29 protein-coding genes and 2 pseudogenes are annotated in these 26,542 nt (G+C 37.5%); 18 read left to right on the top strand and 13 right to left on the bottom strand.

The window, feature by feature from the left end:
* The first annotated feature begins 2 nt into the window (after positions 1 to 2).
* From BK139_RS11005 to BK139_RS24595, 9 genes and pseudogenes are all read left to right on the top strand, one after another.
* Positions 3 to 611, top strand: a complete 609-nt coding sequence (locus BK139_RS11005; RefSeq protein ID WP_197087592.1) for a nucleotidyltransferase family protein — start codon at positions 3 to 5, stop codon at positions 609 to 611.
* Positions 595 to 3,006, top strand: coding sequence for a xanthine dehydrogenase family protein molybdopterin-binding subunit (locus BK139_RS11010; protein ID WP_286148539.1), 2,412 nt, complete (start codon positions 595 to 597; stop codon positions 3,004 to 3,006). Before BK139_RS11005 ends, BK139_RS11010 begins: the two co-directional genes overlap by 17 nt.
* Positions 3,007 to 3,023: 17 nt before the next feature.
* Positions 3,024 to 3,479 carry an SRPBCC family protein gene (locus BK139_RS11015; protein WP_048008578.1) on the top strand — a complete coding sequence of 152 codons (456 nt, stop codon included), beginning with the start codon at positions 3,024 to 3,026 and terminating at the stop codon, positions 3,477 to 3,479.
* Positions 3,480 to 3,495: 16 nt separating this feature from the next.
* On the top strand, positions 3,496 to 4,371 hold the full coding sequence (locus tag BK139_RS11020) for an FAD binding domain-containing protein (RefSeq protein WP_076258554.1): 876 nt from the start codon (positions 3,496 to 3,498) through the stop codon (positions 4,369 to 4,371).
* 1 nt (position 4,372) lies between these two features.
* Complete coding sequence (locus BK139_RS11025; protein WP_217695236.1) at positions 4,373 to 4,879, top strand: (2Fe-2S)-binding protein; 507 nt, start codon at positions 4,373 to 4,375, stop codon at positions 4,877 to 4,879.
* Positions 4,879 to 6,435, top strand: coding sequence for a class I adenylate-forming enzyme family protein (locus tag BK139_RS11030; protein ID WP_076258556.1), 1,557 nt, complete (start codon positions 4,879 to 4,881; stop codon positions 6,433 to 6,435). The genes BK139_RS11025 and BK139_RS11030 overlap by 1 nt, the downstream gene beginning before the upstream one ends.
* Positions 6,435 to 7,238 carry an enoyl-CoA hydratase/isomerase family protein gene (locus tag BK139_RS11035; protein ID WP_076258559.1) on the top strand — a complete coding sequence of 268 codons (804 nt, stop codon included), beginning with the start codon at positions 6,435 to 6,437 and terminating at the stop codon, positions 7,236 to 7,238. Before BK139_RS11030 ends, BK139_RS11035 begins: the two co-directional genes overlap by 1 nt.
* Positions 7,239 to 7,289: 51 nt before the next feature.
* Positions 7,290 to 8,546, top strand: coding sequence for a benzoate/H(+) symporter BenE family transporter (locus BK139_RS11040; protein WP_083675347.1), 1,257 nt, complete (start codon positions 7,290 to 7,292; stop codon positions 8,544 to 8,546).
* Between the two features lie 286 nt (positions 8,547 to 8,832).
* A pseudogene (locus tag BK139_RS24595) lies at positions 8,833 to 9,544 on the top strand (transposase); the annotation flags it as partial.
* Between the two features lie 167 nt (positions 9,545 to 9,711).
* Here the strand turns inward: BK139_RS24595 and BK139_RS11050 are convergent.
* Complete coding sequence (locus BK139_RS11050) at positions 9,712 to 10,140, bottom strand: VOC family protein (protein WP_076258563.1); 429 nt, start codon at positions 10,138 to 10,140, stop codon at positions 9,712 to 9,714.
* Between the two features lie 96 nt (positions 10,141 to 10,236).
* Here BK139_RS11050 and BK139_RS11055 point away from each other — a divergent pair, with 96 nt between their 5' ends.
* From BK139_RS11055 to BK139_RS11085, 6 genes are all read left to right on the top strand, one after another.
* On the top strand, positions 10,237 to 10,887 hold the full coding sequence (locus BK139_RS11055) for an RNA polymerase sigma factor (RefSeq protein ID WP_076258565.1): 651 nt from the start codon (positions 10,237 to 10,239) through the stop codon (positions 10,885 to 10,887).
* Positions 10,888 to 11,086: 199 nt separating this feature from the next.
* A complete protein-coding gene (locus BK139_RS11060; RefSeq protein ID WP_076258567.1) occupies positions 11,087 to 11,989 on the top strand; it encodes a LysR family transcriptional regulator in 903 nt (300 codons plus the stop codon).
* Positions 11,990 to 12,210: 221 nt separating this feature from the next.
* On the top strand, positions 12,211 to 12,726 hold the full coding sequence (locus BK139_RS11065) for an acyl-CoA thioesterase (protein ID WP_076258569.1): 516 nt from the start codon (positions 12,211 to 12,213) through the stop codon (positions 12,724 to 12,726).
* A 24-nt stretch (positions 12,727 to 12,750) separates the two neighbouring features.
* On the top strand, positions 12,751 to 13,122 hold the full coding sequence (locus BK139_RS11070) for a hypothetical protein (RefSeq protein WP_076258571.1): 372 nt from the start codon (positions 12,751 to 12,753) through the stop codon (positions 13,120 to 13,122).
* 632 nt (positions 13,123 to 13,754) lie between these two features.
* Positions 13,755 to 14,183: an ASCH domain-containing protein gene (locus tag BK139_RS11075; protein ID WP_076258574.1), complete on the top strand. Its 429-nt coding sequence runs from the start codon at positions 13,755 to 13,757 to the stop codon at positions 14,181 to 14,183.
* An 806-nt stretch (positions 14,184 to 14,989) separates the two neighbouring features.
* Entirely contained in the window at positions 14,990 to 15,337 is a 348-nt protein-coding gene (locus BK139_RS11085) for a hypothetical protein (RefSeq protein WP_286148547.1), read from the top strand.
* Between the two features lie 167 nt (positions 15,338 to 15,504).
* Here the strand turns inward: BK139_RS11085 and BK139_RS23710 are convergent.
* The 3 genes and pseudogenes from BK139_RS23710 to hxlA all read right to left on the bottom strand — a co-directional run.
* Positions 15,505 to 15,612: pseudogene (locus tag BK139_RS23710) on the bottom strand (short chain dehydrogenase); the annotation flags it as partial.
* A 97-nt stretch (positions 15,613 to 15,709) separates the two neighbouring features.
* Positions 15,710 to 16,267, bottom strand: coding sequence for a 6-phospho-3-hexuloisomerase (gene hxlB, locus BK139_RS11095; RefSeq protein ID WP_076258576.1), 558 nt, complete (start codon positions 16,265 to 16,267; stop codon positions 15,710 to 15,712).
* Between the two features lie 8 nt (positions 16,268 to 16,275).
* A complete protein-coding gene (hxlA, locus tag BK139_RS11100) occupies positions 16,276 to 16,908 on the bottom strand; it encodes a 3-hexulose-6-phosphate synthase (protein ID WP_076258578.1) in 633 nt (210 codons plus the stop codon).
* Positions 16,909 to 17,160: 252 nt separating this feature from the next.
* Between hxlA and hxlR the strand changes: the two genes are divergently transcribed.
* The gene (hxlR, locus tag BK139_RS11105; RefSeq protein ID WP_048008590.1) at positions 17,161 to 17,520 is read left to right on the top strand and encodes a transcriptional activator HxlR; all 360 of its coding nucleotides are present in this window, start codon (positions 17,161 to 17,163) and stop codon (positions 17,518 to 17,520) included.
* Positions 17,521 to 17,689: 169 nt separating this feature from the next.
* Here hxlR and BK139_RS11110 read toward each other — a convergent pair whose 3' ends face one another.
* The gene (locus BK139_RS11110) at positions 17,690 to 18,124 is read right to left on the bottom strand and encodes an Rrf2 family transcriptional regulator (RefSeq protein ID WP_076258581.1); all 435 of its coding nucleotides are present in this window, start codon (positions 18,122 to 18,124) and stop codon (positions 17,690 to 17,692) included.
* 223 nt (positions 18,125 to 18,347) lie between these two features.
* Between BK139_RS11110 and BK139_RS11115 the strand changes: the two genes are divergently transcribed.
* Together BK139_RS11115 and BK139_RS11120 are read left to right on the top strand one after the other, a co-directional pair.
* Entirely contained in the window at positions 18,348 to 19,211 is an 864-nt protein-coding gene (locus BK139_RS11115; protein WP_076258583.1) for an SDR family oxidoreductase, read from the top strand.
* 629 nt (positions 19,212 to 19,840) lie between these two features.
* The gene (locus BK139_RS11120; protein ID WP_076258586.1) at positions 19,841 to 20,935 is read left to right on the top strand and encodes an L-dopachrome tautomerase-related protein; all 1,095 of its coding nucleotides are present in this window, start codon (positions 19,841 to 19,843) and stop codon (positions 20,933 to 20,935) included.
* Positions 20,936 to 21,065: 130 nt separating this feature from the next.
* Here BK139_RS11120 and BK139_RS11125 read toward each other — a convergent pair whose 3' ends face one another.
* The 8 genes from BK139_RS11125 to BK139_RS23950 all read right to left on the bottom strand — a co-directional run bounded on the left by BK139_RS11125 (position 21,066) and on the right by BK139_RS23950 (position 25,291).
* A complete protein-coding gene (locus BK139_RS11125) occupies positions 21,066 to 21,365 on the bottom strand; it encodes a spore coat protein (RefSeq protein WP_048008595.1) in 300 nt (99 codons plus the stop codon).
* An 18-nt stretch (positions 21,366 to 21,383) separates the two neighbouring features.
* Positions 21,384 to 21,578, bottom strand: coding sequence for a hypothetical protein (locus tag BK139_RS11130; protein ID WP_076258588.1), 195 nt, complete (start codon positions 21,576 to 21,578; stop codon positions 21,384 to 21,386).
* Positions 21,579 to 21,596: 18 nt separating this feature from the next.
* On the bottom strand, positions 21,597 to 22,733 hold the full coding sequence (locus tag BK139_RS11135; protein ID WP_076258590.1) for a zinc-dependent alcohol dehydrogenase: 1,137 nt from the start codon (positions 22,731 to 22,733) through the stop codon (positions 21,597 to 21,599).
* An 18-nt stretch (positions 22,734 to 22,751) separates the two neighbouring features.
* On the bottom strand, positions 22,752 to 23,120 hold the full coding sequence (locus BK139_RS11140) for a spore coat protein (protein ID WP_076258592.1): 369 nt from the start codon (positions 23,118 to 23,120) through the stop codon (positions 22,752 to 22,754).
* A 16-nt stretch (positions 23,121 to 23,136) separates the two neighbouring features.
* Positions 23,137 to 23,382, bottom strand: a complete 246-nt coding sequence (locus tag BK139_RS11145; protein WP_048008599.1) for a hypothetical protein — start codon at positions 23,380 to 23,382, stop codon at positions 23,137 to 23,139.
* Between the two features lie 304 nt (positions 23,383 to 23,686).
* Positions 23,687 to 23,917 carry a transposase gene (locus BK139_RS24600; RefSeq protein WP_083675349.1) on the bottom strand — a complete coding sequence of 77 codons (231 nt, stop codon included), beginning with the start codon at positions 23,915 to 23,917 and terminating at the stop codon, positions 23,687 to 23,689.
* A 302-nt stretch (positions 23,918 to 24,219) separates the two neighbouring features.
* On the bottom strand, positions 24,220 to 24,564 hold the full coding sequence (locus tag BK139_RS24355; RefSeq protein WP_076258597.1) for a hypothetical protein: 345 nt from the start codon (positions 24,562 to 24,564) through the stop codon (positions 24,220 to 24,222).
* Positions 24,565 to 25,141: 577 nt separating this feature from the next.
* Entirely contained in the window at positions 25,142 to 25,291 is a 150-nt protein-coding gene (locus BK139_RS23950; protein ID WP_175609102.1) for a hypothetical protein, read from the bottom strand.
* Positions 25,292 to 26,542: the final 1,251 nt, after the last annotated feature.

Here is a 26,542-nt window from a genome sequence, read left to right on the forward strand (position 1 = left end):
AGATGGAAATCTGGAACATTGTCTTAGCGGCTGGTCATTCTACCAGGATGAAAGGAACTCATAAGTTACTTAAAAAGTTTGAAGATGAAACAATCCTAAGATATACCGTCAATAAAATATCGGCTAACATGGCCAGTAAAACGATGGTTGTATTGAATAGGGATTTTCCTGAATTGGAAAGTGAAATCCGAGATTTGCCAGTATCTATTGTATGGAATCCTTGTCCGAAACTTGGAATTAGCAGTTCCCTTGCTGCAGCAATTGAAAGCTTGTCTCCTGCGTGTGAAGCTTTGTTGATAACACTGGCTGATCAGCCCGAAATAAAAGTAGAAGTAATGAACGAAGTAATTACAGAGTATCTCATATCAAAAAATCCCTTAATTATAACTTCATATAGAGGAAAAATCAGGCACCCCATTTTATTTGGCCAATTGTATTTCAATGAACTCTTGAACCTAAAGGGAGATCAAGGAGCAAAATTACTTATTAGTGCTAATAAAGAAAAGGCGCACATTTATTATGAGGATGAAGAAGCTCCGGAGGACATCGATACTATTGAAGATTATAGGAGACTATTAAAAAGGAGGAATGAAATTGACCTATGTAGGTAAGCCTGTGAAACGAATAGAAGATGCCAGGTTAGTGTCCGGAGAAGGAACATTCATTGATGATCTTTCTCCATTGCCAAATATCCACAATGCTGCGATTCTTAGAAGCCCCCATGCACATGCCCGTATTAAAGCGATTTTTTTAGAAGAAGCGGCAAAAACACCAGGTGTAATTGGAGTAGTTGTTGGAGAACATGTAAAAGCTTTAACCAATCCTTTTCCAGTCGGCGTAAAGGCACCAATAAAATACTACCCCATTGCAGTAGATAAGGTCCGGTTTGTGGGAGAAGCTGTTGCAGTTGTTGTGGCTAAAGATCGTTATATTGCAGAAGATGCACTCGCAAAGATAAAAGTCGAGTACGAACCGCTGAATCCTGTGGTCCAAATTGAAGATGCGCTTTCGTCTGAGTCAGCCGTTCTTCATGAAGAAGCAGGTACGAATATAGTTAATCATCGTGTATTCCAATACGGCAATGTCGAGGATTCATTTAAAAGTGCCGATTATATAATAAGTAAAAAGTTCACTTTTCCAAAGGTTAGTGCAACTCCTGTGGAAAATTACGGAGTAATCGCGAATTATACAAAAAGTGAAGGTGCGTATACCATTTGGTCAAACTTTCATGGACCTTTCACACTTCATTCCGTCATGACTGCTGCACTAAAGGTGCCGAGCAACAGACTAAGGATTATTACGCCAAAGGATATTGGCGGAAGCTACGGGATCAAGTCAGGTGTATTTCCATACATGGTCTTAATGGGAGTAGTGTCAAGAATATTGGGTGTACCCGTTAAATGGACGGAAGACAGACAAGAACACCTTATGGCGAGTTCCAGTGGTACAGATCGTGTAACGTGGATTGATGCAGCGGTAAAAAAAGATGGAACCATTCTTGGTTTGAAAATGAAATATGCGGATAGTGTTGGCGGATATATACGTGCGCCCGAACCTGCTTGTTTATATAGAACACACTCAAATTCAACTGGAGCCTATCGAATTCAAAACGTTAAAATGGAAGCGATTGCAGTCGTTACGAATAAAAGTCCAACAGGGCTCATAAGAGGCTATGGCGGTCCCCAGCACTATTTTCCGCTGGAAAGAATGATGCAAATCATTTCAGCTGAATTGGATCTGGATGTGATTGAAGTCATAAAGAAAAATTTAATTACGAAAGAAGAATTTCCCTATCATACAGCTTCAGGCGGGATATACGATAGCGGGGATTATCATAAGGCATTGCACCTTGCGCTTGAATCGATTGATTACGATAGCTTTAAAGAGAAACAAAAAGCAGCCTGGAAACAAGGGAAATATCTGGGGTTAGGGTTTGCTTGCATCGTTGAGCCTTCCGGTTCGAATATGGGTTATGTGACCATTGCTTTGACGCCGGAAGAGAGAGCAAAATCATTGCCGAAATCAGGCTGTTCTGAAGGTGCAACGGTATCGATAGATCCAATGGGTGGAATCACAGTCCGGATCAGTACGGTACCAACTGGGCAGGGCCATGAAACAGTTACTTCCCAAATCGTTGCCGACGTTCTAGGTGTTGATCCTGCTTCTATCCGGGTCATTGCTGAATTGGATACGTTAACAAGCCCATGGTCAGTAGCATCAGGTAGTTACTCCAGCAGGTTTGCCCCTATCGGGTCAAGTGCCGTTTATCAAGCAGCGCAAAAAGTAAGATTGAAACTGTTAGAAATCGCCAAAAGCCAATTAGATACAACAGTGGACGAATTGGTCATGGCAGAAGGGAAGGTATTTGCAGAAAAAAATCCTTCTAAGAGTATCTCCATTAAGAGATTAGTAGGTTTGGCACATTGGAATCCGCAAGGCCTTCCCGCTGGTATTGAACCAGGTATCCATGAATCTGCATTTTATACATTATCTGCAGCGGAGTCCCCAAATGAATTGGATCTTGTTAATGGATCCGTCACCTATGGATTTGTTTTTGACGCTGTTCAAGTGGAAGTGGACATTGATACCGGTGAAGTGAAGATTCTTGACTATACCACGATCCATGACGCTGGGAAACTATTAAATCCAAATATTGTGGAAGGTCAAATAATGGGTGGTTTAGCTCATGGACTAGGAGCCGCACTTTATGAAGAACTTGCCTATGACGAAAGGGGGCAGTTCCTGACTGGAAGTTTTATGGACTACTTATGTCCTACAGCTACAGAAATCCCAAATGTAACCATAAAGCATATTGAAACACCTTCCCCCCTAACCCCTCTTGGAGCTAAAGGGTTAGGAGAAGGAAATACAATGAGTGCTCCGGTTGTCATCGCAAATGCGGTTACAGATGCGTTAAAACCATTTAATATATCAATTGATCAACTTCCTTTATCTCCAGATCGGATTTGGTCAAAAATTAATAATAAGAAAACGATGCAAATCTAACTTAAGGAGGAATTGTCATGAATGGTGAAGGAAATATTCAGCTTAACGGAAATCTAGATAAAGTATTCTCGAGTTTATTAGATCCGGAAGTATTAAAAAACTGCATTATGGGATGCAAAGAACTATATAGACAAGAAACCAATGTGTATGTGGCGGACTTATCTGTTGGGGTTGCTGCAGTTAAAGGGAAATATGATGCAACCATTCGTCTTACGGACCTGGAGCCCCCTCATTCCTATAAGTTAATTGTTCATGGTGAAGGGGCACCAGGGTTTGTAGATGCCGAAGCAGCCATTCATTTGGTTTCGGTGGACGATGAAAATACAGAGCTTAGGTACACTTATGAGGCTGCTGTAGGTGGAAAAGTCGCTTCAATTGGCCAGCGTATGTTAGGTGGAGTAGCTAAACTGATTATTAAAGACTTTTTTAAAAAGATTAAAAGAGAGCTGGATAAAGTAAATATTGCTGACTAGGAAGGAGGACGCTTGTATGAAACCAGCAGCATTTACTTACTGCAGTCCTTCAACTGTAGAGGAAGCAGTGAAACTATTAGAGGAATATGGAGATACAGGGAAAATCATTGCTGGCGGGCAAAGTTTTATTCCCATCTTAAATATGAGGATGTCCGAACCGGAGTGTCTCATTGACATTAACCAAATCAATGAGTTAAACGGAGTCAGGGTAGAAGAAGGGGTTCTGAAAATTGGTGCTCTTACAAAGCAAAGGGAACTTGAACATTCAGATGCCGTTAAAATCCATGTTCCTATACTCTCGGAAGCCACTCCATATATTGGTCATGTCCAAACGAGAAATAGAGGAACTGTTGGAGGAAGTGTCGCCCATGCAGATCCAAGCGCAGAGCTGCCCCTTTGCTTTTTAGCACTGGATGCTGAAATCGTTATCCAAAGTATAGATGGGACTAGGAAAATAAGTATAAATGATTTTTTTATTACCTATTTAACAACAGAGGTGATGCCGGAGGAAATATTAACTGAAATTCATGTTCCCTTATCTGAACATAATGGGTATGCCTTTGAGGAATTTAGCAGGAGACATGGTGACTTTGCCTTAGCAGCTGTTGCTTGCATTCTATCAGTTGATGAAATTGGAAAAATAGATAAAGTGAGACTTGTCTTAGGAGGGGTGGATGCAATTCCCCTTTTAGCAGAAGAAGCAATGGAATATTTGGCTGGAAAAAGTCTAACAGAGGATACACTTGAAAAAGCCGCAGAGCTGGCTGTGATGGATGCTGATCCTGATGGGGATTTACATGCTTCAAAAGAGTATAGAGTCCATATGGCTAAAGTTCTAACAAGAAAAGCATTGATAAAAGCATTTAACCGAGCTTTAGGAAAGGGGGTGTAACATGTCGAATTTCTCCATTGAACAGAAAATGAACGTTTCTTTATCAATTAATGGAAGGGAGGTGGAAGCAGAAGCTGAGCCTAGAAAACTATTAAGTGATTTTATAAGAGAAGATCTGGGTCTTACAGGTACACATGTTGGCTGTGAACATGGTGTTTGCGGTTCCTGCACGGTGCTTTATAATGGTGCAGCCGTACGAAGCTGTTTAATGTTTGCAGTTCAGGCAAATGGATCATATATACAAACAATCGAGGGTTTAACAGAGAATGGAGAACAGCATGTTTTGCAGCAGACATTTACGGAGTGCCATGGACTTCAATGCGGCTTTTGTACACCGGGGATTTTAATGTCCTCATTAGAAATGCTGAATAGTGGCGAAGAACCCACAAAACAAGAGATTAAAGAGATGTTATCCGGCCATCTTTGCCGCTGTACTGGGTACACAGGAATTATTGAAGCTATTGAAAGAGCATGTGGGACAAATAAATTTAAAGAAGGTGACAATTAGTGGATCTTGGAAAGCTGTTTGATTTCGCAGTGAATCGATTTCCTGATAAAACAGCCATCGTTCAGGATGATAGACGGTTATCCTATAAGGAATTTCAATTAGAAATTAATAAACTTGCATATTCATTGCAGAAGCTGGGGATCGAAAAAGGAGATCGTGTTGTTATTATTCTTAAGAACCGCTTGGAGATGGTCGCTATTTATTGGGCTGTTCAAAAAATCGGTGCCATTTTTACACCAATAAATTTTCGTCTTTCAACAGAAGAAGTGGCATTTTGTGTAAATGATGCTGATGCGAAAGCGGTTATTTTTGAACCAAGCAGCCAGGATGCTGCATTAAACGCATCATATGGAAGTAAGCCTCTTTTTATAAGCATTTTAGGTGCGGAAGGTGCAGAAATTACCTATAAAGAGCTATTAAATCATAACCAAGAGACGTTTCATCACCCCAATATCGACATGGATGATATATGCTTAATGTTATACACTTCAGGAACTACAGGGAAACCAAAGGGTGTTCCTAGAAGCCACAAGAATGAATATAGCGCGGCTATCGCACACATTATTCAAAACCAATATGTACTCCATGAAAGCACTCTGGGTGTCATGCCGCTCTATCACACGATGGGGATGCGCTCGCTATTATCAATGGCATTTATCAATGGGAAAATGGTCATGATTCCTGATAATAATACAATGAAAATGCTAAAAGTAATGGAAGATGAAAAGATTAGCTGCGTTTATTTAGTTCCTACCATTATTCATGATCTGTTAAATTATAAAGATTTTAATAGGTACAATTTACAGAATGTTCGGAAAATAGGATACGCTGGGGCATCCATGACAACTGAGTTAACAGAAGACTGCTTTAGGAAATTAAAGCCTGATGTTTTCGTAAATCACTATGGCAGTACAGAGGTATATACTTTCAGCATTTGCAACTATTTAGATAAAAAGCCAGGCTGTGCGGGCAAAGCAGGTTTTCATCAGCAACTAAAAATAGTTGAGCCTGACCCTGAAGGAAGTTCAGGACCTGCTGATATTGTACCGCATGGAACTCCAGGAGAAATTATTGTAAATATTGACTCATTAGAAGCATTTAAGGGCTATTGGAAACGACCTGATGCGAACATCAAATCGATCAGAAACGGCTGGTATTTCACAGGAGATATGGGTGTTCTGGATGAAGATGGCGATCTTTATGTTGTTGGCCGCGTGGATGACATGATCATTTCTGGTGGAGAAAACATTCACCCTCTTGAGGTTGAAGATGTATTGTCTTCACATCCGGAAGTATTAGAGGCTGCAGTTGTCGGTTTACCTGATGAGCGTTTTGGAGAGAAGGTTGTCGCATTTATAGTTAGTAAAAGCCCAACTATTTCAACTGCAGAGCTGGATAACTACTGCAGGGAATCTGGCAGCCTGGCAAACTTTAAGCGGCCCAGGGATTACTGTTTTATAAAAGAGATACCTAAAAGCCCTGTCGGGAAGATTTTAAGGAGAAAATTAAAAGAAAATTATTCATCCATAATACAAAAAGAGGAGAGTGTAGGTTAATGACAACAATTAATAACAAAGGTACTTATCAATGGGATCATATTTTAGTAGACAAGAACATTGAAGCAAAGACAGCCACTATTACATTAGATCGGCCAGAAAAAATGAACACGCTAAGTTTTATTGCACGCTCACATCTTAATCAAATTTTCACTGAATTAAATAATGATGAGGATGTAAGGGTGATTGTGATAAAGGGAGCTGGTGAAAAAGCCTTTAGTTCGGGCGGGAATATTGCAGAATTCATGGAGAAGCATCCATCTGTACTTTCAGAATTGCATGTAAATGTTGCTGCGCCAGAGCGTTCTCCCAAACCAGTTATTGCCCAATTGCAGGGGTATACATTTGGGGTAGGTCTTGAAATCGCAATGGCATGTGATTTTCGAGTGGCATCAGAAACCACGCAGTTGGCATTACCCGAGATCAACCTTGGCATGATTCCTGGCAGCGGCGGGTCACAGCGGATTGCAAAAATTGCCGGAGTCGGCCGTGCAAAGGATATGATCATGAGGGGAAGACGGATACCAGCACACGAAGCACATCAATGGGGCTTGTTAACAACTGTGACAAGTCAGGAGAATTTAGAAGTAGAGGTAAATAAATTGGTTAAAGATCTTGTCAGACTATCACCAATGACATTAAAAGTGTTAAAAAAGGTCATAAATAGTTCCCAGGATGCGCCTTTAAGTGTAGGGATGGAGATTGAAGGATTTGCATATGGAATGCTGCGATCTACTGAAGATTTTAATGAAGGTGTACAGTCGTTTGGAAATAAGGTGAAACCCAGTTTCAAAGGAATATAATCCTTTTTACTAGATAAATGGGAATGTTGAATAGGGAAATGGAGGGTATATATGAAATACTCAATGGGTGAAAGTTTGAGAATGCTGCCCAGGTATTTAAATATTAACACCTTTAGTGCTGGAACACTTGCGGCGATTTTTGGATGTACCGGCCCAGCTTTAATTATCATTGGCGGTGCTGCTGATGGCGGATTATCAATTGAGCAGACTATTTCTTGGCTGTTTGCAGTTTATTTTTTCGGAAGCTTGATCGGGGTTTATTTGGCATTAAAGTATCGTCAGCCTATTGCGGGAGCCTGGTCCATTCCAGGGGCTGTTTTAGTCGCAGGTGCCCTGCAGCATTACTCCCTTAGTGAAATTTCAGGAGCCTATTTAGTTTCCGGTATTCTCGTATTTATTCTGGGGATTTCAGGGCTCATAGGGAAAATAATGAAATGGATCCCAGTACCAATTGTTATGGCGATGATAGTAGGGGCAATGATCAAATTTGGCACTGGAATGATTACATCTCTTGAAGGGACTCCTCTAATAGTGGGGACAGCCATTTTGGTTTATTTATTTTCTTCACGTTATATAAAAAAAATGCCTCCTATTTTAATGTCCTTTGTCGCTGGTGGAATTTTGGCAACGATAATGGGAGAGTTTCAATCGTCCAGTATGGAAGCAGGATTTACGCTGCCGCAAGTATTACTGCCGACATTCAGTTTTGAATCCATCATATCAGTTTCAATACCCTTGACCCTATTGGTGATTGGGGCGGAGAATGCTCAAGCCATAGGCGTCTTGATGGCAGAGGGATATAAACCCCCTATTAATTCAATGACGATCTGGAGCGGAATAGGCGGGATAGTTACATCTCTATTCGGCGGACATAATGCTAATATTGCAGGACCGATGACAGCGATCTGTTCATCTAGAGAATCTGGAGAAAATAAGGAAGGGCGCTATGCCTCTGTTATTGTAAATGCAGTAATATTTGGAGGCTTTGGCTTAATTGCAGGTTTAGCTGTCCCATTTGTGACTGCCTTACCAGGTGCGTTGATTTCAACTGTTGCGGGACTAGCGATGATCGGAGTACTGGTAAGTTCCCTTCAAGCATCCTTTTCTGAGAGGAAATTTCAAATTGGTGCATTTTTCTCATTAGTTATTGCGATGTCTGGAGTCTCTTTCTTTAGTATAAGTTCCCCTTTCTGGGCTCTTATTGGTGGAGTTATCGTTTCGTTAATCATTGAAAAAGGGGATTTTGATACCTTTAAATCTAAAATTAAAGCGGATGAAGGAAAAGAGAAATTTGAGAGCGCGGTGTAATCTTTAATTACTTTAAAAGGCACTATCTCCCACACAAGGGAATGGAACAAAGATAAATAATTGGATTGGAGAAACCCGATTCCTTCATGAGGAGGAACCGGGTTTCTTTTTATGGCTTGATTGTAAGCTGTGCAAATAGCACAGAAAAAATGCACATAGGATGGTTGCTTTTGCAGAGTGAGAGCTTTTGAGGAAGTATCCGATGAAATATGGAAGACTACTTCAAAACGATAAAATGAGTTAAAAAAGTGCTCGTTTCCTATTTAGGGCGAGTACCTCTAACTTGAAAAGCAAGAAGCTGGATGATAATTCTCCAACTAAGAATGATGTAAAAGGTGCCAAGGGCCTTGCCCAACTGGTCAAGGACGGAAGATACGCCGAACCTACAACCGCAAGGTGTTTATGCCGAACTCCGTGTGGCAAAGAAAATTGGCGATCTTTTAACAGAGGACCTAAAAACGGTTCAGGGACAGATGCACAACTGGATTGACCGGAATTTTCCGGAATTCTTGAAGGTCTTTAAGAAGTGGGAGGGCAAGGCTGCATTACAATTCTTACAGCTAAATGCATTACCATATGAAATAGCAGATTTACTTATCCATTTAAGAAAAACCGCAAAATGAAGTGTAGGTGCCAATAAGATTTGGAGTTAAGCAAGCAGCGAGTCAGCTCATCGGAATCCGCCAAGGCTCTGAGATGGCAAAAATGAAGCTCAAAACTCTTCTGTGTAAATATGATTAGATCCAGACGGAATTCGAAGAATTGAACGTACAAGAAGATTCCTTGCTTGATGAAATCCCGGGTGTAGCTCAAATGTTAACTGTCAAGGTGTTGGAAGAGATACTGTCGCTGGTTTCTTTGCTGAAGTTGGTGTCCAAAGTGGACTACACTCACTCCCGTCAAATCTTTTAGCTGGGCGGCTTGAGCCTGAAGGAAATTACGAAAGAGGCCGTAAGAAGTTAAGGGCTTTGACTAGTTTAATATTAATCGTGGAGAACCTTATCACAAATAGTGGTAAAGCAGAGAGTTGAAGTTATTCTAGATAAAGAGTGGCTAGAAAAAATACTTTAAAAGAGTGCTATGTATGTAAAAGATCTCCTGTTGGAAGCAAATACAGAAAAGAATTACCAATTCTATTTGAATGGTAATTCTTTTTTATAAATATTTATTTATTCTTTTTATCTCTTTCTTGCATTTTTCTAACATTATCTGAGTGGTAAGGAGAACCATCAACTTCATTAACTACACTAAATGGGTTACCGTCCAAGTCGAAGAAATCAAAAAATTTCATTCCACCAAAATCATCGATTTCAGTAGTAACTATGCCATTATTTTTAAAATGTTGATGTGCAGATTCAATATCATCAACGACAAAATTATAATATGAATTCTTCTGGTCACCCTCGGTAATAAACTCAGTGGGTTGCGGGGATTTAACTTTTACTAAGGCTAATTGTGTTGACCCAGTTGGTAAATAAAAGCCAGCACCATCTCCCCAACTATCGATTATCTTTACACCAAGAAACTTTACATACCAATCTGTAGATTTTTCAATGTCTGTAACTGGAATAAATATACTACCTACTTTAAACATAATCTTCCTCCTTGAAATGAAATTCTTACTTATAACGAATATAATAGTGTAAAAGTTACAATTACATAAATAAATTTAAATAAAAAGGTGGAAAAAATGGTTTTTGAAAATTTAGAGTTTGAGATTAAGAAACTTTATAAATATTGCCTAAAGTTGTCAGGGTCACCTTGGATAGCCGAGGATCTAGTACAAGAAACGATGCTAAAGGTTTATAGATTAAAAAAGACAGAACCGAATAGAGAGTTCAACTTCTCTTTTCTATGTACTGTGGCTAAAAATCTTTTTATTGACGAAACAAGAAAAAGCAAAGAAATAATACATTTTAAAGAGGAATTTTATGGAGAAGTATATGATTCAATAGAACACTTTAGTTTAATTGAAATTTTACTTACCACATTGCCATTGAAACAGTCTATGCTTATTACCATGAAAGATGTATTTGGCTACACTTCAAAAGAAATAGCATCAATGTTAAGGGTGAGTAATGAATCTATTAAAACAGCACTTCATCGCTCTAGAAAGAAACTAAAATTTAAAAACAGTAATATAGATATGGAAGTTCTAACCCCTAATCACGAAATAATTATAGCACTCACTAAAGCAATACGGGAATCTAAGCCGATGCAAATATTTTATTTTTATCGACTACTAGAGTCAAAAAATTTTCAGGTAAGAAGAAGTTCTTTGCATTCCGCATTCCATGTTGTAGACCCGGACGGAAATATTTTAGAAATTAAATCCTATTAACATACACCACCATATTCGCACCAATACAACATGGTACTATAAGTTTTACCACAAATGGAACTGAACCATACCATAAGTAAATGAGGCTTTTTAAAAAATATTGATTTGCTTTTTTGATTAATCACAAGCGAGGTTGCCAAAGTAAAAACTGTGGTAGAATAAATTATCTTTAAAAAAGTATATAAGGTGTTTGATAAAATTGGAAATTAAACATTTTGAGTGTTTTATTGAAGTTACACGTACTGGCAATTTCACTAATGCAGCTGAAAATCTGTTCATTACGCAGCCTGCCCTCAGTAGAATTATCAAATCATTAGAGGTTGAACTTGGTACACAGCTATTTATTCGTACAAGAAAAAAGCTGATATTAACAGATGCAGGATTTATTCTAAAAAAACATGCATTAATAATTGAAAAGCAGCTGCAGCTATTGGATGCGGAACTTGGTAAGATGTTCATGCTAAAAAAGAGCCATGTCCGTATTGGGCTCCCTGCGATTACCAATTCCATTTTCTTCTCACAACTGATTGCTTCGTTTCATGAAAAATATCCAGAGGTTACATTTCAATTGGAGGAGCATGGATCTAAGCCGATTGAAGAGAAGGTTATCAATGGCTTGCTAGATTTTGGGGTTGTCGTTCTTCCAGATAAAATTGATGATTTCGACTATTATATGTTTGTTAATGAGGAATTGAAACTAGTTGTACCCGCGTCTCATCGTCTTGCCGGGAAACAGGAAGTGTCATTGGAAGAACTTAAAGAAGAGAGCTTTATTATGTTCAACCGGGATTTTGAGTTAAGAAACCTTGTCACTACTGCTTGCAGAGAAGCTGGTTTTCAACCGATAATTATTTCGGAAACATCACAATTAGATTTTATTCAAGAATTAGTTGCTTACAATATAGGTATTACATTGCTGCCTGAGAATACATGCTTAGAACTAGCAAGTGATTTTCGGACTATAACCGTTACCAATCCGACAATCGAATGGAATCTAGCGATGATCTGGAAAAAAGATGCATACTTATCACAGGTTGCGAAAGAATTTATCCGTTTTGCCAAAGTAAAGCTGTCGACAGCTAATCATAACCATGATTCATAATCTAGAATAAGTCAAAAATTAGAAGGCTTCCCCTTGTTTAAGAGGGGAGGTTTTTTTAATTGTATAGGCTAAAGAGCGCTTACATACTGTTTTGTTATGAATTGTATATGGGATTGGCATTGTATCTTTCCACAATAGTCATATTATAATTGTCCTTGTGAAAAAGCTAATGCAAATGAGGCGAACGCTTCAATGTAATTTATATAGGGTGGTAGTCATTCATGGAAGCTAAAAAAGTTAAAGAAACGCGTGTTGTTCAATCGGATCAAGTACTTATTAATGATTTGAACAACTATCATACATTATTTGGTGGAGTTCTAATGAAGAAGATGGATGCTTGTGCGACGCTTTCCGCTCGCAGGCATTCACGGGTAAAGGAATGTGTTACTGCATCGACCGATTCAGTTAATTTCCTCGAACCGATTCGACAAAGTGATTCGGTCTGTATAGAATCATTTGTCAGCTACACAGGTAAAAAGTCAATGGAGATTTTCTGTAAAGTAATTGCCGAAAATCTTGAAACTGGAAACCGTAGAATCGCAGCTACTGCATTCTTAACTTTTGTACCTCTAGATCAAGATAAAAGACCGATAGAAGTGCCAAATGTTATTCCAGAAACAGAGGAAGAAAAATTTCTCTATGAAACGGGAAAAGAACGTGAAAGAGTTCGCAAGCTAAAAAGACAGAAAAATAAAGAACTCGTGTCCAAACTTTCACTGGATAAACCATGGGACTAATACGAATCAAAAAGGAGAGATATTATGCTGACAACATCGAGTTACGACCAATTGAAAAATGCGCAAATGGCTATCGGAAAATTAAAAGACGCAAAACCATCTATTTATAGAAAATTTATAAATATCATTAAACTGACTCGTCAATTGCAGTTTGGGTATCAATATATGGGCGCATTAATTATGGATGAAGACCCAGGTAAGTTCAATTCGACGTCAAAAGATGATTATGTATTGTCTGTCTATTATAGGGAAATCGAAAATTTAAAAACAGATAAAAAATTCCTTGATTTACAACAGTTACTCAAAACGTATAAACAGCTTAGCTATGCTAATATTAGCAAGTTGGCATTGGGGGAAAAACCAGAAGCATTAGTTGGTCCAACTATAGTCCGTTAATAGTGGAAGGGAACCTTTCGCTTAGAACTTTTATGTGAAACGTACTAAATTCATACAACATTTAACTTACCTAATCTATAGAAAATTTTTAGGAACAGTTTAACATTGACCAATAAAACTGTTCCTAAAAACCTTTTTTGAAAATGGTGCATGGAGTGCCGGTTAAAAACATTCTGCCGCATCTAATTAACGACTGTAGAACTAAAAGATGCGGAAGGTTTAGTAAATATAATCATCCAATCGATTCATCAATAATTCAGGCTGACCCCGAGGTTCTTATGAACACTTACAGGGTCAGCTTTTTTATATTCAGAGGAATTTTGGAAGTGATTTATTTCTAAATAAAGGTTAAATTAGTGGTCGGGGTTTTCATGATCACTAACCATTCCAGGTGTTTAAGATAATGAATTATTAGGCTGGGCTTTATTAGCAAATAAAGGAAGAATGAGTTTGGAAAAAATTAGTCGCTTCCGCCGTACAGGTTTCAATGTACTTTTTAGTAGTAACCCCCTCAATTTTTATTTTTCCGGAAGATTACTGCTTACCGTGGGAAATTAAACCTTTTTGCTAATAATATTCTTCTCTACGGACAGGATAACACAAAGGAAACTTATAGATTGGTGGCCGGGAGAATGAAGGTATTATCTATGATTCAGCCTTGGGCAACTCTTTTTGTCCTTCGAGAGAATGAATTTGAAACAAGGTCATGGAAAACAAATTATCGCGGGCCGCTGGCCATTCATACAAGTAAAAAAATAGATAAGGCTGTCTGCAGGCATGTGGCCATCCGTTCGCTGCTCGGTAAGCATGGATATACAGAAGAGACTCTTCCGACCGGAATGATCATTGCTGTAGGCCGGCTTGAAAATTGTCTGAAGATAACTGAAAAAACTCAGACATCAGCAGTCCTGGAAAATGGACAAATCGTATCAGGAAATGATTATTTTTTAGGAGACTTTACTGTGGGAGGATATGCTTGGGAGGTTCAAGACATGAAGATCTTGAATGAACGTATCCCAGCAAAAGGCCAGCTTGGGTTATGGGAAACTGATGTATTATGAAAGGCGATGGAGGTAAGCAATATTTCACTTGTACATAGAAATAACGGTTTAATTTTTATACTGAGGTGACTTTAATCGAGAGGGAGATTTAGTGACCTTTGGATGTTACAAAGGCTTTCCGCCGAGTGAAGCGAGAAAGTTCGTGGGAGGCATAAATATCATCATGCATAAGATTTTCTATTCCTCATAAGTTGACATCCTATTCTAGTATAACGAATAACTAATAAGAATTCAGCTTTCCGTTTACTGTTTGTTTTCTTTAGATGCAGTATTTTTTGACATTATATGTACAAAATAATGTAGATGAAAATAAAAATGGTGGCAATTATGAAAACATTGTGGCTTTTTCTTATTTTAGCAATATTATCCTTTACTTCCTTATACATCTTGAAGAAGAAAATGAACGTCATTAACATCTTGGGCTGTTATTTTTTCTCCAATATTCTTATTACAAATACAGGTCTAATCATTAATTTAAATTTAGAACTTACAAAGCAAGATCCAAGTCAGTTAATTTTTTGGACACAAAAAATTCCTGAGTTGTCACTCAAGCCAGCGTTACTTTTATGGGTTATTTATATTTTGTTCTCTAAAAGAACTATTTTCAGTAAACTTATTCATCTCTTCATCTTCTTAACAGCACTCATTTCAATTGAAATATTTTTCGTTCATATTGGATATTTGGAATGGGTAAATTGGAATGTATTTTATTCATATTTGAGATACACTCTGATTATTTTATTATTGGCTATTTACTCATTTTATTTAGAAAAACTTATTTATAGAGACAAAGAGGTGAATACGTCATGATGTTACCTCTTCCTGAGAAATTTGATTCAAATGAAATGTTTATTATCTTTTCCACAATACTTACTTGGGCCCTCATGTTTATATTACCTAGACGATTGCCTGCTGCTACCATCACAGTTATTTGGACATTTAATGTTTTTCTTGCTTTGTCAGCTGATATTACCCTTAGTGTAAAACCATATGAATTATACTTTACGATTGATCATAAAAAGCATGAATTATTTGATGAATTATTGCACTTTGTAACTTACCCAACTCTTTCTTACTTTGTCGTAAACTTCTATCAATATAAAAAACCAAAAGGCCTAAAGTATCTATTTTATATTATTTTTGGGCTGGGGTAGCGATTGCTCTAGAATGGATTGCAGTAAAGTTTCAAGTTTTTACATATACAGGCTGGAAATTGTATTTATCCTATATCACTTATTTGGTTGTTTTTGCTGCTACCATTTGGCTTTCGAACTTTATTGAAAAGAAGGACCCTTACAAAAGGACTCCAACTAATTGACTCGATTAAAACACCATTAATTCCTTCTTTTGCTATGGCGATAGCAGTAGCTCGTCCAATACCTCTGCCTGCACCAGTAACTAAAGCAGTTTTGCCATTTAATGAATTCATTTTTTTTACTCCTATGAACTGGTTTTTATACAAATTAAAATAGAAAGACCGCAATCTTGCATAGATAGTTTGCGGTCTTTCATAGACAAACAACGTTTTATTCTAAATTTGCGTGTTTGCCATACATCTTATTTGTATCCAAGCCCTTTTTCTCCATGAACCTCAGAATGACAGCATCGCAGAATAGTAAGAGAGTTTGCTCGAATAATGAGCCCATAGGCTGAATGGTTTTATAATCACCTTCCGATTGATCCTTAGGTGAACCAGGTAACTTAATCTTTATATCCGCTATTTTTCCGATTGTGGATTCGGGGAAAATTGTTACGGCGGCAATCGTTCCACCTATACTTTTTGCTTTCTCTGACATGGAAACAAGGCTTTTCGTTTCTCCTGAACCTGAAGCGATGATCAAGATGTCATCTTTTTCAAAGTTAGGGGTCACCGTTTCGCCTGGTACATAAGCATCTATGCCCATATGCATCATTCGCATCGCAAATGACTTGGCCATAAATCCAGATCTGCCTGCGCCAGCTACAAACACTTTTTTTGCTTCAAGAATCCCATTAACCAATTTCTCAGCTTCTTCATCCGGAATGTGGTCAGTTGTTCTGATTAACTCTTTTAAGATCTTAGCTAAATATTGTGAAGTATGCATGCTTGATCTTATCCTTTTTTGATCATTTCTTGCATTGTTGCTGCTGCAGCTTTTGTATCAGCTTGACCTGTAATACCGCCGCCAACAATGACAAGGTCTGGATTTACTTTAATGACTTCTGGAAGTGTTTCTAATTTAATGCCGCCTGCGATTGCAGTTTTTGCATTTTTTACAACACTTTTAATCGTTTGCAGATCTTCAAAAGAGTTTTTTCCTACTGCTTGAAGGTCGTAGCCGGTGTGGACACAAATATAGTCTACACCCATTGCATCGACTTCTTTAGCGCGGCCAGCTAGATCTTTTACAGCAATCATGTCAACAAGGATTTTTTTGCCTTGTTTTTTCGCTTCTTCTACAGCACCTTGAATAGACATATCTTCGGCTGTGCCTAGAATCGTAATAATATCAGCACCTGCTTCAGAGGCTTTCATTACTTCATAACCAGCAGCGTCCATGATTTTCAGGTCTGCTAAAACCTTTAAATTAGGGAATGCTTCTTTTACTGCCTTTACTGCATGGAGCCCCTCGTTGATTACGACTGGGGTACCGATTTCTACGATATCGATATGTTCCCCCACTTCTTTAACAAGCTCAATTGCTTCTGGAATATTGACTAAATCTAAAGCTAATTGTAATTCCATATATGTTCACTCCTATTAATTTTATTTGGATTTTTCGTACAGTAATACTGTCTCCAAAATTAAATAGATCCTCTTCAGGAATATTATCCTTTTGGAGTATTATCTGTACCAGCAGCTGGGATCGATGATGTTCCCAATCGCTGAACAATTGCAAGTATACAACCTATAACATTTTAGTGGAAGTACGCACTTTTATTTTACATAGTGCTAAAAAGTATACTATGGGGTATAATAACGATTGAGGTGAGTGAAATGTCACGAATGCAGGATAAGATCTTTAACTGTGAAAAGGAATTGACGCTATCAGTTATCGGTGGTAAGTGGAAAATGCTGATTTTATGGCATCTAGGGAAAGAAGGAACCAAGCGATTTGGTGAATTGAAGGCTCTCATGCCAGGAATCACGCAAAGGATGCTTGTGAACCAATTGCGTGAACTGGAAGAAGACTTGATAGTAGATCGGAAAGTGTACCCGGTTGTTCCTCCAAAAGTGGAATATACCCTTACTGAACAGGGGAGAAGCTTGATGCCGATTCTTGATGCTATGTACAAATGGGGTAAAAACTATATGGAGACTGCAGGGTTAAACCCTAAGAAAGAGTCAATTAATTAAAACTTGACTATATAAATCGAGGCAAATAGCACCACAATATAGAAAGGGGCAATGTGATATAGCATTGCCCCTTTTTCTTTGTTTGCCTTGTAAAAGGCTGACAAAACATATCTATTAGATTGTAAATGCCAATGGAAATGACATACCTTTATTAAACTATGACTAGTTGTTAATTTATTTTTTCTTTTTCAAGCAAATCCTTAACTACATACTCGATGGTTACATTTCCTAAGACCTTTTCCATCGCTAATTGTGCAGCAGACAATATAGGAATAATCGTATTTTGAATATTTCTTCCTACAGGACATTTAGGATTTGGACTTTCATGAACATTAAACAACTCATTATCCTGTACGACATTAACTGCCTTATATACATCTAGCAGAGTAATGTCAGATAAATTCCTTGCAAGCTTAGTTCCCGGAATACCAGGATGTACCTCTACTAACCCTGCTTTCTTTAGCATTCCAATAATTTTCCTGATAAGTGCTGGATTTGTGTTTACACTTTCTGCTAAATATTCAGATGAACTTACACCGTCTTTATTAAACTCTATAAGAGATAATATATGAACGCCTACAGCGAATCGGCTGCTAATGGACATTTATTCATCACCTTTCTTGCATCTTTATAAGGATAAATCTTTTCTTGTAATAAATGTGGTTACACCCTTAATATTATACCTTAAAAAATGACCATTTATAGTTATTGACAAAATCTTAAAATGTAATTATTATGATTACATGTAACTGAGATGATTACAGTTAATTTACTTGTATATAACTGAAGGATGTAACGATAAACAATTTTATTGGGAGGAATGGAAGATGAGATTGTTAGTAACTGGAGCTACAGGGAAATTGGGCACCAAAATTGTTGATGCATTGTTGAAAACTGTTCCAGCAAATCAACTTGCAGTTAGTGTTCGGAATCCAGAGAAGGCAGAAGGAATAAAAACTCGAGGAGTAGAAGTTCGCCAGGGAGATTTTGACCGTCCAGAAACTTTAGATACGGCTTTTAAAGGGATCGATCGCTTATTGATTATTTCTGCGGATGGAGACAATGAAACAAGAATTCGTCAGCACACAAATGCGGTTTCTGCAGCAGAGCGTGCCGGTGTTAAATTTATTGTATATACAAGCATTGCAGACGCCAGGGAAAGTAAGAACATGCTTGCTCCAACACATAAGGCAACGGAAGAAGCTATTTTGAAAACAGGAATTCCTTATTCTTTCTTGCGTAACAATTGGTACTTGGAGAATGAAAGTTCAAGCATTCAAGGTGTACTGGCAGGAGCACCATGGGTGACTTCTGCAGGAACTGGAAAAGTTGGCTGGGCACTGCAACAGGATTACGCAGAGGCGGCAGCAGCAGTATTAGCTGGTAACGGGCACGAAAACACTATCTATGAGCTCTCTGGCAAGTTGTTTACACAGGAAGAGTTTGCCTCTGCACTTGGCGCTGTATTGGGTAAGGAAGTACCAGTACATCAGGTTGATGATGCTTCCTATGCTGAGGCAATAAAGGGTGCTGGCGTTCCAGAATTCCTCATTCCTTTTCTAGTTGGTATCCAGAAAGATATTCGAGAGGGTACACTTGAAATCGAGAGCAGCGATTTTGAAAAACTACTTGGACGTCCTGCTGCACCACTTAGCGAAGGATTATCTCAAATCGTTCAAAGTATCCAATAAAGTGTATTTTGGGATTTTATTATAAACCCGTAAATAAAAATCGCCTTTTAATAAACAAATAAACAACATAATTCAGAAAATAAGTAATAGGTCTGGTTTTTAGGTATAAAAATCAAATTAGCACACAAAGAAGCAGTCCATTTCGCAACTGAATTGGTCTGCTTCTTTGGGTTAATGAGAAAAATTTTGAATAGGAATGGTATATTATGCGACCAACCTATTAATGTTTAAAAGGAGGTAATGATTAATCGTGAAACTGACTATAAAAAATTGGCTTTCTAATTTGCGATGGTACAATTTTAAGGCTATTATTGCGTTTTTTGGATCAGCATTATCTTACATATTTTATAAAGATTATCCCAACCTTGAATCTCGGGAGTGGTATTTGTAAAAAAATTATATACTTTAATGCGAAGATGGGAACTCAGATGGTGTTGCTGTTTGATACCTGAATTTCTTAAACTTGTCATTTGCTCTGAAAGCATATGAAGTCCCGACAAGACTTTTTAAATTTTAAACAATCAATTCCATCATCTTTAGTTTAGAAAAATTTGTTAAAAAACATGCACTAGATAAAATATAAATCATATATAGGTGATATCCCGTTTTAAATGGCTGAGGAGGATAACATGAAACCTATGCTGCCTATTGAAAAATATTTCGGTAATTTAGAACTAGTTCATACATTTTATGGGGCTATGCCTACAGGTGTTAGTGTTTCGGAAACTGGTCGTATTTTCATTTGTTTTCCGAAATGGGGAGACGATGTTAAATTTACGGTTGCCGAAATTGTTGAGGGTGAATTGCAGCCTTATCCTAACTTACAAACCAATTTGGTTAACCCCGGGAATATCAGAATGACTTTCATCAGTGTCCAAAGTGTAGTTGCGGATGGAAGGGGAACGCTTTGGGTATTGGATACAGCGGCACCCAATTTTTCTGCACCAATTAAAGGTGGGGCAAAATTAGTCGCTGTTGATTTAAAAACCAATACAATTAGAAGCGTATATGCCTTTACAGAGGATGTAGTCCTGCCAACAACTTATCTGAATGATGTCCGATTTGACTTTCGTGTTGGAAAAGCAGGTTATGCCTATATAACTGATTCATCTTCCAAAGGACCCGGAGCTATTATCGTTGTAGATTTAGAAAATGGAAACGCGTTTAGACGGTTAAATGGAGCAAATTCAACTTCACCCGATCCTTATTTTTTACCGAAAGTAGAAGGTGAAATTTTAATGAACCGAAACAAAGATGGTTCCACATCTCCATTTAGATTGGCGTCTGACGGTATTGCGATTTCTCCCGATGGAAAGGTATTATTTTTTTGTCCACTTACAAGCCGTCATCTGTTCTCGATCCCAACAGAAGCCTTGAGAGACAGAAATATACCGGACATGGATTTACCTTATCAGGTGGAGTACTGGGGAGAAAAAGGTGCTTCTGATGGAATGATCACTGATGCAAAAGGAACCATTTATGCCGGAGACTATGAAAACAACAGTATTCGAAAGATATTGCCAAATGGCATAATGGAAACCATCGCACATGACCCGAGAATATTATGGCCGGATACTTTTTCGATTGGTCCGGATCAATACTTATATGTCATTGTGAACCAATTACATCGGCAGGCAAGATTCCATTATGGAAAAGACCTGCGACAAAAACCTTATAGTTTAATTCGTATGAAAATTGGTGAATTTCCTGCTCCTGCCATTTAATAATAAATAAAATCGAATTTGTAATTGTGAAAAAATTATGGTCACAAAAGGAGGAAGATTATATATTAAATCATTTTTGGTTTGTTAGGAACAGTTTAGGTTGTAATTCTAAACTGTTCCTATTTAATTTTTATAGAGAGGGTAAGTTCAATGCTGTATCGATATTATTTAAATCTAAATTGATTTGTTCGTTTGTATCCCAAGCATGATACCATCCTTTTTCTTCCATATATAAGGAAACTTGTTCATGCATATCAATAGCTTCCGTTAAATGGCGAGTGAGCATTTCTTTAATTTCGGGCGTTCCTGATTCTGTAACAGCCATGGCAAAATTTCTAACTCCACTCTTAGCTGCAATCAATAAATCCATTGCAACCACTTGATCCGAGAGTGCGTTCATGCCAGTTAAATTTTCAATGATTGGATTCATGTTCATTCACCTCCTAATTTACTGCTTAGCGTTGGAAAGGATAGAAGCATATTCTTGTAATTGTACCGTAGATATATCAATGTCTTGCTGCATAATATCTTTTAATCGCTGATCTGTAACTAACGCTTTCATCGTTTTGGATTTAGTCAGACAATTAGTCTTAAATGCAGCCATCTCATGGACCTCAAGAACTTCATGCAAGGCGTAGTTCATTTTTTTATACCTCCTTCCTTAAGGTTTCAACACGACTTTAATACATTCGTCCATTTTTGTGTCAAAAATCTCATAGCCATGTTTTGCTTCACTAAGAGGAAGGACATGACTTACTACATCGCTCGGGTCGATCTTACCAGTTGTTACTAATTCGAACATGTATGGCATATAGTGGATGACAGGAGCTTGACCGGAGCGGATATTGATATTTCGCTGCATAATATCTCCAAGAGGGAAACCATTATATCTGCCGCCGTAAACGCCCGTAACTTGAATTGTCCCGCCTTTACGCACTGCTTGTGAAGCCATTATAAATGCACTTAATGCTCCCCCTTGAAGCTTCATTCCGCTCGCAAGGAACTCCATATCAGTCATTTTACCGTCCATACCAACAGCGTCAATAACAACATCTGCCCCGCCTTTGGTAATTTCCTTAAGATAATTTCCTACATTCTCATGGTCCTCAAAGTTAACAATTTCTACTTTGTTGGTGCGCTTGGCGTGCTGCAGGCGATAATTGACGTAATCAACGGCAATTACTCGCTTTGCACCTTTTAACCAGCAGAATTTTTGAGCAAAAAGACCAACTGGACCGCAGCCAAATACAATAACTGTATCTCCGGCCTTTACGCCTGCATTGTCAACACTCCAAAAACCAGTGGTCATAGCGTCAGCGATAACGGATAATTTTTCATCTGGTTCTTCACAGGTTTCTGGAATCTTAAAGTGAGTGAAATTGGCAAAGGGAACACGTAAATATTCAGCTTGCCCGCCTGGATAACCCCCAGTCGTTCCCGAGTATCCGAAATACGCACCCATATCACCATTATCATTAGAATTATCACATTGGCTTTCCAAATGGTTTTTACAATAAATGCATTCCCCGCAGGCAATGTTAAATGGAATAATAACACGATCACCTTTTTTTACTTTCGTAACATTTGGTCCAACCTCTTCAACAATTCCCATCGGTTCATGACCGATAATATAGTCTTCCTGCATATTTGGAATCATTCCATGGATTAAATGTAAATCAGACCCACATATAGCTGTACTCGTTACTTTAATAATCATGTCATCTGGTTTTTCAATCTTTGGATCTGGGACGTCTTTGACTACAACATTTTTAATACCTTGATACGTTACTGCCTTCATAGGTTACAGCCTCCAGTGTTAGTGATCATCAGGTGTCCGGTCAAACATACCTTTTCGATTGGTCTCAACGGGAAATAGATTCATTTTGCCAATCATCAAAGTATTGTTGGCAGAGAGTTGATCTAGCTTATACTGTTCACTTAGTTCGTAAGGATGGAACCATTTTTTATTAATCATTAGTTCTGTAATTTCTTGGTGCATGGCAATCCCTTGCATTAACTGTTTTCGTAAGAGATCTCTGACATCAGGTGATGCGGACTCCGTTAATGCTACAGCAATATTGCGGACACCTTCTTTGGCACGAAGAAGTAAATCCATCGCAAATGTGGTATCTGCCAGCTCTGGTACGTGTAGCGAGTTTATAGGGTCTAAATAGTCATTATTCAATGAATTTGCCTCCTTTTCAATTTACTATAGGTGTTGGCCGGTTTTGAGGAACAGGAGCTTCAAAAGGTGCGCGTTGATAAACTGCCTGTAATTCTCCAAGCGCTTGAATGGATTGTTCAACATCTTTTTGCATTAATGCTCTTAAATCATTATCAAATACCAGTCCTTGCATTAGTTTTGATTTCGCTAAGCAAAGGGTTTTAAAATTTATAACCTCATGTAGATCCAATGACTCATGATCAGCTAATTTTTGATTATCCATTTCTAATTAACCTCCTTATTCTTTCGTACAATCAATTGTATTGTTCCAAAATAGGAGGGAAACATTCTTTAATGTTTTTTAAAATTAATGGTTGGTTGGAATATTCATACAGTGGAGGAATTCATTTATTGTGATGGCTGTGGATGATTGTTGCGGCGGTCTTTTTTCTTGTATCTAAAAAAAAGTTCAACCAGAAATATCTGGTTGAACTTAAAATACGAAAGGAAGAAGAAATGCCTTATCCTTTTTACTCTCTTGTTGATTAAGAACCTCCATCTTAAGAAAAATCGTATTTATTACCTTTTTAAAATTTTTCGTAGTATTCTACAATGTGATTATAGCCTAAACGGCGGTGCCTATTACGTAGATGCTTGTTGCCTCGTTTATTAATCTTGTCCTTGTAGAAGGTTTTTCCTGATTGATACCGACATATATCAATTCCGGCATATGCATTAAGTTGCCTGTTGTTGTCAAAGTAGCGGAAAATTACCAATTTATTCCATTTGACAAACTGCAGTGTTGGGTCCGATTCCAAGAAAACTGGTTAGAAAGAAATACACAGCTTGTTAAATATAAAAAGGGATGGAATTGGAAAACCACTTTCTATTCGCTTTCTTCAGACCTATCTTCAATGCAACACTCCTTCGAGGATAGGAGTTCCGATAACGCCTTGCATAGCTATTCACAAAGCACATCGAAAGATGAAACAGCCGGGTAGGAAATCCGTGCTGCTTCCAGAAGTTGAATTGCTTTCTTTTCAGCCTTTTCAGGTGATATGTTTTTCTCTGTACACTTTCGGATTTAATTTCTTTAATACCGTCTTTGAATGCAGGAGTACTAAATCAGGGTGAGGAAACATTGCACGATGTTCAGGAACAGTTCAGATTTCGTTGTAAAGTTCCTTTCCATCTCAGGAAAGGTCTGTTGGATCACATTATGCATCCGGTTGCGTATTACAGTTACATCATTCAGTTCACTGTAAAAACGGGATAATGACTTCAATTGTAGAAAGAGTTCTTCTGGGCCCTTACAGTTTAGTGGAAAAATGAGTAAGGGTATTCGATGGGCATTGCTCATATCTGTTTTGTGTATACGTAAAGAATTACATTGCAGCTTTGCTTCTAGGGGATTTAACGGACAGTAGGTAAAACCATTATCATTCATGAACCGCTCCAGTTGCATGGAGTAAACCCCTGTTGATTCAATGACACTATAGGGTTGCTAGCCATAACTCTCTGTTAAATCTTCAATTGTATGCATCAAAGATATAGTCTGGTCTTGAATGATAAATTTCACCTTCAATGATGCATTTCTTTAAAGCACTGTAAAACACCGTGTATCTTATTCCCATACCTACATCAAAGAGCAATAACATGTTTTAATTTATGCCTCCTAAGTGTGTTGAAATCCTCTCACTTACTCTTTATGATTCCCATTTCATATACATGATTTCAAGGATCCAACATACTCAAACCTGATTTAAATAAGGTAATCGAAGAAGGTAAGTATTTGTTACCGATTCTAAATCCCAAAGCGGTTCCGACCGACCTAATCTTCATTTATACTAAATAAAAAAATAGTAGTGCCAACCAATTCTTGGTCAGCACTACTAATCTTAGTATGTTTTTGAATTTCTTATTAAACATACAGAGAAGGTTAAAGAAGCAGGTGTTTATAATTTTTCATTACCTAGTAGACAATAAATGGTAGTAAATAAAGGGTGATTTTTAAAAAAAAAGCGATGAAATCATCGCCATATTTAAGAATTTTTATTTGAACGTTCCTTATGATAAATATAATCAACCCGCTCTTTAGTTTTCATAAGTAGTGAAGCTAAAATTGCAGTGTAAATAGATGTTAAAAGAATTGCAATTATTCCTACACCTGCCAGATTATTATTACCATACATTAATATCACCGCCTTTTTTTTATTGCTGCAACAATATTTTGCTCTTGGAACTAACTTTTATTCAAGAGAATCAATTGTCGCAGTTTTAGTAAAACTACAATAAAAGAGTATCTAGGCTAAATGGTGACTTTTTAAAAAGTGCTATTAAAGAATTTAGAAATACCCGTTGTTCATTAACTTATTTACAAGAATCGATGTAACCATGCTTAATATTCTAAAGTAAGGAAAACTTAAAAAAATTACAACATATATCGATGTCATTACCATTCATTAGCTATGGTATAACACCAATGTTTTTAATTTCACTTTTAATTGGGATAGTGTTAGTGTATATCGTAGAAAGAACCTAGTATTAGCATTTTGAGTTTCGGGTCATGGGTGAAAAACTTATCCTTAAGAAACAGCTTTCAATAACGATAGCTGTTTTTGGGGGTCTTTTTTTTTATGTTAGGATTAACTTGTGAGTAAATACACTTAAACTATAGGGTGCTTTTTTTTGGATGGGATCCTGTAAATTTCTAGTTAGAAAAAGGAATGTCTTCAAAATTGAGACATTCCTTTGGTTTTTCTAGAGTACAACTTATTTTCATGATGACATTATGCCAGGGGTGTGGGCCTTATAGAGTTAGTTGTCATGAAAAAAGAGGATATAAATTCATCGGAACTCATATTAACAATCCCAAAAGGGAAACGTCAAAAAAAGCGATTTATGCTATATCAATGTTCGTGAAATAATGGAATAAATATTCTTATAATACAAATTAACGCATTCATATAAATATAAATGGTTAAAAAAGTGTCCAAACCCTTGGTATATATGAGATCTGGCATTTTTTTAATTATATCATAATTAACCTTAAGAAGGATTAACGCTTATTTTAAGAATTAGCGCTTATTTGATAACAGGTTAATGGTTTATTCTGTCTCACTGCTATCTTTATGGGAAATATAAGGAGGATACTATTAACCATCTAATGCATCCATTTTTGGGTTCAGTCAATGATCAGAGTTCCCTTTGATGTGGCTTTTCACAAAGGGGTTAGGAAAGAATCGGACATTAATTTAACAAATCAGTTTATGAATAATCGTGGGGAACCTTATCAAGTAGAGGTATAAGCAAGGAGTATCATTTGATTTAGACTAATGCACTGCAAAAAAAGGCCAAATAAAGCAGGCCAAACCAATGAAAGATCTGTTGAAGGCTTCGTAAGGTCTGTGGAACAAAGTTAATGATTGTGAAATCAGCGTGTA

Source organism: Paenibacillus sp. FSL R5-0490, assembly GCF_001956215.1.
Classification (GTDB): domain Bacteria; phylum Bacillota; class Bacilli; order Bacillales; family Cytobacillaceae; genus Cytobacillus.

Coding starts and splice junctions, on each gene's coding strand:
- BK139_RS11005 (WP_197087592.1), top strand. CDS start 3: ATGGAAATCTGGAACATTGTCTTAGCGGCTGGTCATTCTACCAGGATG.
- BK139_RS11015 (WP_048008578.1), top strand. CDS start 3,024: ATGAATGGTGAAGGAAATATTCAGCTTAACGGAAATCTAGATAAAGTA.
- BK139_RS11020 (WP_076258554.1), top strand. CDS start 3,496: ATGAAACCAGCAGCATTTACTTACTGCAGTCCTTCAACTGTAGAGGAA.
- BK139_RS11025 (WP_217695236.1), top strand. CDS start 4,373: ATGTCGAATTTCTCCATTGAACAGAAAATGAACGTTTCTTTATCAATT.
- BK139_RS11035 (WP_076258559.1), top strand. CDS start 6,435: ATGACAACAATTAATAACAAAGGTACTTATCAATGGGATCATATTTTA.
- BK139_RS11040 (WP_083675347.1), top strand. CDS start 7,290: ATGAAATACTCAATGGGTGAAAGTTTGAGAATGCTGCCCAGGTATTTA.
- BK139_RS11050 (WP_076258563.1), bottom strand. CDS start 10,140: ATGTTTAAAGTAGGTAGTATATTTATTCCAGTTACAGACATTGAAAAA.
- BK139_RS11055 (WP_076258565.1), top strand. CDS start 10,237: ATGGTTTTTGAAAATTTAGAGTTTGAGATTAAGAAACTTTATAAATAT.
- BK139_RS11065 (WP_076258569.1), top strand. CDS start 12,211: ATGGAAGCTAAAAAAGTTAAAGAAACGCGTGTTGTTCAATCGGATCAA.
- BK139_RS11070 (WP_076258571.1), top strand. CDS start 12,751: ATGCTGACAACATCGAGTTACGACCAATTGAAAAATGCGCAAATGGCT.
- BK139_RS11075 (WP_076258574.1), top strand. CDS start 13,755: ATGAAGGTATTATCTATGATTCAGCCTTGGGCAACTCTTTTTGTCCTT.
- BK139_RS11085 (WP_286148547.1), top strand. CDS start 14,990: ATGATGTTACCTCTTCCTGAGAAATTTGATTCAAATGAAATGTTTATT.
- hxlB (WP_076258576.1), bottom strand. CDS start 16,267: ATGCATACTTCACAATATTTAGCTAAGATCTTAAAAGAGTTAATCAGA.
- hxlA (WP_076258578.1), bottom strand. CDS start 16,908: ATGGAATTACAATTAGCTTTAGATTTAGTCAATATTCCAGAAGCAATT.
- hxlR (WP_048008590.1), top strand. CDS start 17,161: ATGTCACGAATGCAGGATAAGATCTTTAACTGTGAAAAGGAATTGACG.
- BK139_RS11110 (WP_076258581.1), bottom strand. CDS start 18,124: ATGTCCATTAGCAGCCGATTCGCTGTAGGCGTTCATATATTATCTCTT.
- BK139_RS11115 (WP_076258583.1), top strand. CDS start 18,348: ATGAGATTGTTAGTAACTGGAGCTACAGGGAAATTGGGCACCAAAATT.
- BK139_RS11120 (WP_076258586.1), top strand. CDS start 19,841: ATGAAACCTATGCTGCCTATTGAAAAATATTTCGGTAATTTAGAACTA.
- BK139_RS11125 (WP_048008595.1), bottom strand. CDS start 21,365: ATGAATCCAATCATTGAAAATTTAACTGGCATGAACGCACTCTCGGAT.
- BK139_RS11130 (WP_076258588.1), bottom strand. CDS start 21,578: ATGAACTACGCCTTGCATGAAGTTCTTGAGGTCCATGAGATGGCTGCA.
- BK139_RS11135 (WP_076258590.1), bottom strand. CDS start 22,733: ATGAAGGCAGTAACGTATCAAGGTATTAAAAATGTTGTAGTCAAAGAC.
- BK139_RS11145 (WP_048008599.1), bottom strand. CDS start 23,382: ATGGATAATCAAAAATTAGCTGATCATGAGTCATTGGATCTACATGAG.
- BK139_RS24355 (WP_076258597.1), bottom strand. CDS start 24,564: ATGCAACTGGAGCGGTTCATGAATGATAATGGTTTTACCTACTGTCCG.
- BK139_RS23950 (WP_175609102.1), bottom strand. CDS start 25,291: ATGTATGGTAATAATAATCTGGCAGGTGTAGGAATAATTGCAATTCTT.